This is a genomic window from Blautia sp. ZXY-1-B12 (assembly GCF_056339915.1).
This window is the reverse complement of record NZ_JBWJVP010000178.1, coordinates 1-7,991: the sequence shown is the minus strand read 5'-3', so window position 1 is coordinate 7,991 and position 7,991 is coordinate 1. Positions and strand designations below refer to the sequence as shown.

At 39.4% G+C, this 7,991-nt stretch carries 8 protein-coding genes and 1 pseudogene; 8 read left to right on the top strand and 1 reads right to left on the bottom strand.

Annotated elements, in window-relative coordinates; all coding sequences use genetic code 11:
- Nucleotides 1–8 precede the first annotated feature (8 nt).
- The 6 genes from AC075L_RS09880 to AC075L_RS09855 all read left to right on the top strand — a co-directional run bounded on the left by AC075L_RS09880 (nt 9) and on the right by AC075L_RS09855 (nt 4,548).
- Nucleotides 9–122 (top strand): hypothetical protein, encoded by a 114-nt coding sequence (locus AC075L_RS09880; RefSeq protein ID WP_476387587.1) that lies wholly within the window; start codon nt 9–11, stop codon nt 120–122.
- Between the two features lie 245 nt (nt 123–367).
- Entirely contained in the window at nt 368–988 is a 621-nt protein-coding gene (locus tag AC075L_RS09875) for a GDSL-type esterase/lipase family protein (protein WP_008708211.1), read from the top strand.
- Between the two features lie 178 nt (nt 989–1,166).
- The gene (locus AC075L_RS09870; protein WP_008708210.1) at nt 1,167–1,826 is read left to right on the top strand and encodes an amino acid ABC transporter permease; all 660 of its coding nucleotides are present in this window, start codon (nt 1,167–1,169) and stop codon (nt 1,824–1,826) included.
- Entirely contained in the window at nt 1,807–2,484 is a 678-nt protein-coding gene (locus tag AC075L_RS09865) for an amino acid ABC transporter permease (protein WP_008708209.1), read from the top strand. Before AC075L_RS09870 ends, AC075L_RS09865 begins: the two co-directional genes overlap by 20 nt.
- 21 nt (nt 2,485–2,505) lie before the next feature.
- Nucleotides 2,506–3,261, top strand: coding sequence for an amino acid ABC transporter ATP-binding protein (locus AC075L_RS09860; protein WP_008708208.1), 756 nt, complete (start codon nt 2,506–2,508; stop codon nt 3,259–3,261).
- A gap of 294 nt (nt 3,262–3,555) precedes the next feature.
- Nucleotides 3,556–4,548: a cysteine ABC transporter substrate-binding protein gene (locus AC075L_RS09855; RefSeq protein WP_008708207.1), complete on the top strand. Its 993-nt coding sequence runs from the start codon at nt 3,556–3,558 to the stop codon at nt 4,546–4,548.
- Nucleotides 4,549–4,909: 361 nt separating this feature from the next.
- Here the strand turns inward: AC075L_RS09855 and AC075L_RS09850 are convergent, their stop codons facing one another.
- Nucleotides 4,910–5,737, bottom strand: a complete 828-nt coding sequence (locus AC075L_RS09850; protein WP_008708206.1) for a delta-lactam-biosynthetic de-N-acetylase — start codon at nt 5,735–5,737, stop codon at nt 4,910–4,912.
- 987 nt (nt 5,738–6,724) lie between these two features.
- Between AC075L_RS09850 and eno the strand changes: the two are divergent.
- Both eno and AC075L_RS09840 read left to right on the top strand, forming a co-directional pair.
- Nucleotides 6,725–7,210, top strand: a pseudogene (gene eno, locus AC075L_RS09845) (phosphopyruvate hydratase); the annotation flags it as partial.
- A gap of 298 nt (nt 7,211–7,508) precedes the next feature.
- Nucleotides 7,509–7,991 (top strand): ParA family protein (locus AC075L_RS09840; RefSeq protein WP_476387586.1); only part of this gene is annotated, 483 nt, incomplete at its 3' end.

Sequence of the window (7,991 nt, the reverse complement as noted above, 5' to 3'; positions counted from 1 at the left end):
CAGCACAGATCAGTGAATATCTCTGCTTTTCCACACAGAGCTATTTTATAAAAATTTTCAGAAAATATACAGGAACAACACCTGCAAAATATAAAAAATATAAAGTTCAGGACTGGAAATAATATCGGTATCAAAAGTTTTTTGATTATTTACGAGGATTGCTATAGGTCCCGAAACCGCACGGAAAATAAAAATATTTCTGAGCGTCCCTTTATGACTTATGACGTACAAATAAACATTTTCAAAAAATACAAAAAAGGGATTGACAAACAAAAATAAAGATTGTATAGTATTCCTATCAAATCAATATGAAAACAGGGAAAGCAAAAAATCCCATTAAAAATATCAGATAAGAAGGTGACAAGACATGAAACAAATCTTATGTTTCGGTGATTCCAATACATACGGTTTAATCCCGGGAACTACTAATCAGAGATACGGATGGGGTACCCGCTGGACCAGCATCCTGGATGACAAAGTAAGAACAAAAGGCTACAGAGTAATCGAAGAAGGACTCTGCGGAAGAACCACCGTATTCGATGATCCATTCCGTACAGAAAGAAGAGGAACAGAAATGCTTCCGGCAATCCTTGAGAGCCACAGACCAGTAGACACTATCGTTCTCATGCTTGGCACGAACGATTGTAAAAGCGTATACAGCGCAACCCCGGAAGTGATCGGACAGGGGATTGAACAGCTCCTTGATCAGATCAACACTGTAAACCCGGATGCCAAAATATTACTGGTATCTCCAATCTACCTTGGGGAGAGAATCTGGGAAGAGGATTTTGATCCGGAATTCGATAAGAATTCTATCGAAGTATCATGGAATCTGCCCCGGGTGTATGAGAAAATCGCCAGAAGAAGAAATATTTCTTATCTTCCGGCTTCAGAATTTGCCCGACCGGGAGAAGCCGATCAGGAGCATCTGGATGAACTGGGACATAGCAGACTTGCAGATGCAATTTATGAAAAGCTTGCAGGATGAAGCCTGAAATGTTATGATAGTTCACAGATGTGCAGATGTAACGCTTTAACTAAATCAAGTAAACTACCTGCTTTAACCGAAATAGCAGTGGATTGAAAAGTAATAAGCGGCACAGGCACACCAGAGCGTTCTTCAAATATGCTCTAAATCATAATAATAGAAGGAGAATAAAGTAACCATGGATTTTGAGTTTATCCGCGAGCAGACACCTCTTTATATTGAGGCAGCAAAGCTTACACTTCACATGGCGGTGATTGGTGTGCTGCTTGCCATTGTGGTTGGGCTTGTCTGCAGCATGATTAAGTATTTCAGGATTCCTGTACTTCGTCAGATCGTGGAATGTTACATTGAACTGTCCAGAAATACACCATTGTTGATTCAGTTGTTTTTCCTGTATTTCGGTCTTCCGAAAATAGGGATTGTCCTCAGTTCAGAACAGTGTGCGATCACAGGACTGACCTTTCTCGGAGGCAGTTATATGGCAGAAGCCTTCCGAAGCGGCCTGGACAATGTTCCACCCATTCAGGTGGAATCCGCATTAAGCCTTGGAATGAGTAAGAGTCAGGTATTTACAAACATTATCCTGCCCCAGGCGGTATCCAATTCTATTCCGGCATTCTGTGCAAATGCGATCTTTCTTATTAAGGAAACCTCCGTATTCAGTGCAGTAGCACTTGCAGACCTGATGTTTGTGACAAAAGACCTGATCGGAATTTATTACAAAACAGATGAAGCCCTGTTTATGTTGGTAATCGCATATCTGATCATACTTTTACCAATCTCACTTATCTGTTCATTTGTAGAAAGGAGAGTCCGCTATGCAGAATATGGGGATTGAGGTTCTTTTTAAGGGAATCAACTCATTAAGACTCTGGCAGGGCTTGTGGGTAACAATAAGAATTGCACTGATTTCCATGGTATTTTCCATAATCCTTGGATTTCTTCTTGGGATGGTAATGAATATCCCAAATAAAATCATTAAGTTTATCTGCCGCATTTACCTTGAAATAGTAAGAATCATGCCGCAGCTGGTGCTTTTGTTCCTGGTATATTTCGGAGCGGCCAAGCATCTGGGGATGAATCTTTCCGGTGAGACAGCGGCGGTCATTGTATTTACATTCTGGGGAACTGCTGAAATGGGTGATCTGGTGCGAAGTGCGCTGATCTCCATTCCTAAACACCAGTATGACAGCGGATACGGTCTTGGATTAAACAAATGGCAGGTCTATCTTTATATTATCCTTCCGCAGACTATAAGAAGACTTCTTCCATCCGCAGTGAATCTTCTTACCCGAATGATCAAGACCACATCACTGGTAGCTCTTATCGGAGTAGTAGAGGTGTTAAAAGTTGGAAAACAGATCATAGATGCATCACGTTATACAAATCCGACAGCGGCCCTCTGGGTATATGGTGCAGTATTCTTTATGTATTTTATCATATGTTTTCCATTTTCCAGACTCTCCAGAGTACTGGAAAAGAAGTTTGCTGATTAATAGAGAAATGAGGATAAATGAATGGGACAGCCGATTTTAGAAGTAGAACATTTAAAGAAATCATATGTAAACAATGTTCCTATTCTGGATGATGTTTCCTTCTCTCTGCAAAAGGGAGAAGTGGTAGTGATCGTAGGACCTTCCGGATGTGGAAAAAGTACCTTCCTGCGATGTATCAACCGCCTGGAAGAGATTGACACCGGTGTACTGAAGCTTAACGGTGTAAGCTATGAGAAAGAAAAAAAGAATATAAGCAAAGTCAGAGAGAAGATAGGAATGGTTTTCCAGAGCTATGATCTTTTCCCGAATATGACAATTTTAAATAATCTTCTTCTGGCACCAATGAAAGTACAGAAAAGAAATAAAGAAGAAGTGAAAAAGGAAGCGGAGCAGCTTCTTGACAGAGTTGGTCTTCTGGATAAGAAAGATAATTATCCAAGGCAGCTTTCCGGTGGTCAGAAACAGCGAGTTGCCATTGTACGTGCCATGCTGATGCATCCGGAGATCATGCTTCTGGATGAGATTACAGCAGCACTTGATCCTGAGATGGTAAGAGAAGTACTTCAGGTAGTACTGGAACTTGCAAAGACAGGAATGACCATGCTGATCGTCACTCATGAGATGGAATTTGCCCGTTCCGTAGCAGACAGAGTGATCTTTATGGATAAGGGAAACATTGTAGAAGAGAACACTCCGGAACAGTTCTTTGACAATCCGGAGACTGACAGGGCAAAACAGTTCCTGAACAGTTTCCATTATGAAACAGTGAAAAAATAGAATAGAGGAAAACAGAATATTTTATAAATCCTGAAATGGATGATAATATCCATGAAATAGCAGGATATCATAAGAGCTAGTACATCGTTTCGTAAATAACTATACCAATCGCGTAGGATGCGGATTCGAGTGTGCTGGTATAAAAACGCAGGCGTAGCGGGCTACGCTGAGGCTTTTAGACCTGTGCAATCGGATTCGCAGACAAGTGAGTGGTATAGTTATTTCGAAAACGATGTACTAGTTATAAAAATTATAATAAAATCAAAATTTTTTTAAAACATGGAGGAAAAGAACATGAAGAAAAAAATATTAGCAGTCTTATTAGCAACAGGTGTAGCAGCAACAACACTTCTTGGCGGAAGTATTCTTGTAAGTGCGGCAGATGACGGTGGAAACACTGCACAGGCCCGTACTCTGGATGAGATCAAAAAAGACGGAAAGATCAAAATCGGTGTATTCAGTGACAAGAATCCATTTGGATATGTAGATGAAAACGGTGATGTTCAGGGATACGATATTTACTTTGGAAAAAGACTTGCAAAAGACCTTCTGGGAAGTGAAGACGATGCAGAATTTACTTATGTAGAGGCAGCAAGTCGTGTAGAATATCTGCAGTCTGCAAAAGTAGATGTGATCCTTGCAAACTTTACAGTAACCGATGACAGAGCGGAGAAAGTAGACTTCGCACTTCCATATATGAAGGTAGCTCTTGGAGTTGTTTCTCCTGATGATGCGCTGATCAAAGATGTAAAAGATCTGGAAGGCAAGAAGCTGATCGTTGTAAAAGGAACAACAGCAGAGACATATTTCACAGATAACTATCCGGATATTGAACTTGTAAAATTTGATGAATACCAGGAAGCATACGATGCGCTTCTTGATGGAAGAGGAGATGCATTCTCCACAGACAATACAGAAGTACTTGCATGGGCTCAGCAGAATGAAGGATTCTCTGTAGGAATCGAATCTCTTGGTGATATTGATACGATTGCACCAGCAGTACAGAAGGGCAACACAGACCTTCTGAACGCAATCAACGATGAAATCAAATCTCTGGCAGATGAACAGTTCTTCCATAAAGATTTCGAAGAAACTCTGAAACCTGTATACGGTGACAACATCAATCCGGATGACCTGGTAGTTGAAGGTGGTGTTGTGGACAGCGAAGAAAAAGCTGAGGATGCAGATGCAGCAGCGACAGAAGATTCTGATGCAGCCTCCGATGACACTAAAGATGCGGAAACAACAGAAGAACCGGAAGAGACAGAGGCAGCAGACGCTGAATAAGCAGTGTAAATGCAGTATAAAAGTTATAATTTTGATATTCTCTAAAGTATTGATTTATAAACAAAGTGAGACGCACTCCATTAGGACATTCCTGTGGAGTGCGTTTCATTTTGAGATAATGATCAATTTTTGCTTATTGCAAGTGTGTCAGATATTTCAAAATTCTGTCATTTTTGTATGTGACTTTGTAAATGGGAAAAGGGTTACTGTTCACTCCGTTCACAGTAACGTAGCCAAAATTCATTCCAGATTGCCTGCGGCAATGGAATTTTGGCTTGTATGTCTCGGGATTTTGGCATATTCATGCCAAAACACCTCGCGGGATAGTGGTGTGTGAACAGTATCGGAAAATGTTAAATGATCATAATTCATTCAGAGAATGAAAGGAATATCCCATCGCTTCCCATTTATCCAACAGTTCATCCAGAATCTGTGCATTAGTGGAAGAGGTGCTGTGTAGCAGTACAATAGCTCCCGGATGAATCCGTTTCGTCAGTTTTGCAATAGCTTCCTGTGGATCTGGCTGGTTATCCTGGTACCAGTCTACATAGGCAAGGCTCCAGAAAAATGTGTGATATCCCAGTTCTCTGGCCATAGACAGATTCTGTGTACTGTAGATGCCCTGTGGGGGGCGGTAAAATTTTGTCATTTCTTTTCCTGTAATTTCCCTGTAAATTTTTTCTACATCGGATAATTCTTTCTGAAAAGATTCTTTTGTGGAAATTTTTGACATATCCGGGTGCGTCATAGTATGATTGCCGACAATATGCCCTTCCGTTTCCATTCGTTTGATCAGATCTTTGTTTTCCGAAATGAAATTTCCAACCACAAAAAATGTAGCAGGTGCCTGATGTTTTTTCAGTGCATCCAAAATAGCAGGAGTATTTCCATTTTCAAAGCCTGCGTCAAAGGTGAGATAGATTTTCTTTTCTTCGGTATCTTCAGCAAAAAAGGCATTGTACTGAGCCAATTCTTCTATCGTTGCATTTCCAACAGGACGTTTGCCTTCTTCCTGAAAACTGAGTCCCCAGTTGGAACTTTGGGCAGAAGCAGCAGTCTGTCTGGCAGTGTTGTGCGATACGATTTTTCCTATAGAGGAACCTATAAATGCACAAGCACAGAAAAGAAGAAAAATCTTGGTAAATCTGGAAGAGAAAATCCGAGTGGAAGATATGTATTTGAGATGCATAGAGAGTGTTAACCTCAGAATGGAATGATATTAGTTTAATATATGAGAAAGAGGGGAACTATAGAAGCTGAATGACAAATAAAAGAGCCACAGATTTATATTTCATCGTGGCTCCTGTTAAGATTCTGTATCCAAGGGATGATACCTCACTTTCTGTAAAATAAATTATGAAATTGTATGAATTTGAATTATGAAATTTACTGTCCCATTGGTCTGTACCTTCCTTTTATAGTTTCATAGGGTAAATCGTTAAGTTTTCATTGGACTGTACCTTCTTCATGTAAATGAACGGTTACGTTTTATAATAGGGTAAATCGTTAACGTTTCATTGGACTGTACCTTCCTTATTTTGATTGAATGTCACTTTAAAAATAAAGTAAATCATTAAATTTCCATTGGACCGTACCTTCTTTAGAATGTTTAACTGTTACGTTCAAAATAAGATAAATCGTTAGGTTTCCATTGGACTGTACCTTCCTTGTTTGATAGGAACTACTTATAAAACTTAGTTGGATTTAAAAGCTTAAGTTCTTGGTGGTCCGTACCTGCCTTTCTTATAAGTCATGAATTTGAAACTTTGCTATTCTGGTGGTCTGTACCTCGCTTTCTTAAATTATGAAGAAAAGATTATGTTTTCGGTGGTCTCACTCCTTTACTTTTTTGTTTTTCGTAATCCCTTTTGTTTTATGAACTTAATATAACAGATAAAGAATGAAATGTCAAGAATGAAAATAGAAAATTTACAAAAATATTTAAAAGATAATATTAAAATTATTTGTATTGATAAAATATTCTGAAAATAATAATGGATATAGACAATGCATAGCCGGAAGCATATTGGGTAAAAATATGGTTGTAAAGATATACAAGTCAAATTACGTTACTGTTCACGCCGTTCTCAGTGACGTATTTTGACTTGAGGTTTAACTGTAACTGTGAAAATATGGAACAGTTACCGGTTTATTAAAATGATCAGGAGGTTCTAATATGTTACGTTATCTGCCTGTGAGAAGGGTTCATGCAAGACAGGTACTTGATTCCAGAGGAAATCCTACAGTGGAAGTAGAAGTAACAGTAGGAGAAGGTGTGATCGGGATAAATGGATATACGGGAAGGGCAATCGTCCCTTCGGGAGCTTCCACAGGAAAGTTCGAGGCAGTGGAGCTTCGTGACGGAGAAAAAGGCTGCTACACCGGACTTGGTGTCCGCAAAGCAGTGGAGAATGTAAATACAAAGCTGGCAGAAGCAATTCTTGGAGAAAATGCTCTGGATCAGTCCTATATTGATAAAAAAATCATAGAAACAGACGGCACAGACAATAAAAGTAATGTAGGGGCAAATGCGGCACTGGGAGTATCCCTGGCAGTAGCAAGGGCGGCAGCAGCAGCTCTCCGCGTTCCTTTATATCAGTATCTTGGCGGCTGCCATACCAGACAGATGCCTGTACCGATGATGAATATCTTAAATGGGGGTGCTTGTGTTATTATAATGACACAAGGCAGAACCCCTTATAATACAAGGGCTCTAGCGATTTAGTCCTAAATAAATTTCGTAACCAATCAACGAATTTATGAAGGAAAGGCCTCTCTTTTATAAATAACACAGTACAGAAGTAATAGAATTTCAGAACTCTGCTGAGATGTATTTACTATACCACGAAAGCGGTGATAATTGAATAAAAATATGTTTTGGACTGAATTAGCTCGCATGAGATTTATATCTCAGCTGTCTGATTCAGTCTTTTTATTTAACAAGAAAGAAGGGAAAGATTATGGCAAAAGTAATTTCTATTGTAAACCAAAAAGGGGGAACGGGAAAATCAGCATGTACAGCTAATTTAGCAGTAGGATTAGCACAAAAGAATATGAAAGTGTTAATCGTTGATGCCGATCCACAGTCTGATGTATCCGCAGGATTTGGATATCGTGATTGTGATGAAAGTAATGAAACACTTACAGCTCTTATGGATACAGTAATGAAAGATGAAGATATTCCTTCAGACTGTTATATCAGGCATCAGGCAGAAGGAATAGACATTATCTGTTCTAACATTGGACTGGCAGGTACGGAAGTACAGTTGGTAAATGCAATGAGCAGGGAATATGTATTGAAACAGATTTTATATGGTATCAAGGATCAATATGATGCAATTATCATTGATTGTATGCCATCATTGGGAATGATCACAATCAATGCACTGGCTGCATCAGATGAAGTACTAATTCCGGTTGAAGCGTCTTACCTGCCAATCAAA

Bases quoted from the DNA above. Each gene is read 5' to 3' on its own strand.
- AC075L_RS09875 (WP_008708211.1), top strand. From the start codon at position 368: ATGAAACAAATCTTATGTTTCGGTGATTCCAATACATACGGTTTAATC.
- AC075L_RS09870 (WP_008708210.1), top strand. From the start codon at position 1,167: ATGGATTTTGAGTTTATCCGCGAGCAGACACCTCTTTATATTGAGGCA.
- AC075L_RS09865 (WP_008708209.1), top strand. From the start codon at position 1,807: ATGCAGAATATGGGGATTGAGGTTCTTTTTAAGGGAATCAACTCATTA.
- AC075L_RS09860 (WP_008708208.1), top strand. From the start codon at position 2,506: ATGGGACAGCCGATTTTAGAAGTAGAACATTTAAAGAAATCATATGTA.
- AC075L_RS09855 (WP_008708207.1), top strand. From the start codon at position 3,556: ATGAAGAAAAAAATATTAGCAGTCTTATTAGCAACAGGTGTAGCAGCA.
- AC075L_RS09850 (WP_008708206.1), bottom strand. From the start codon at position 5,737: ATGCATCTCAAATACATATCTTCCACTCGGATTTTCTCTTCCAGATTT.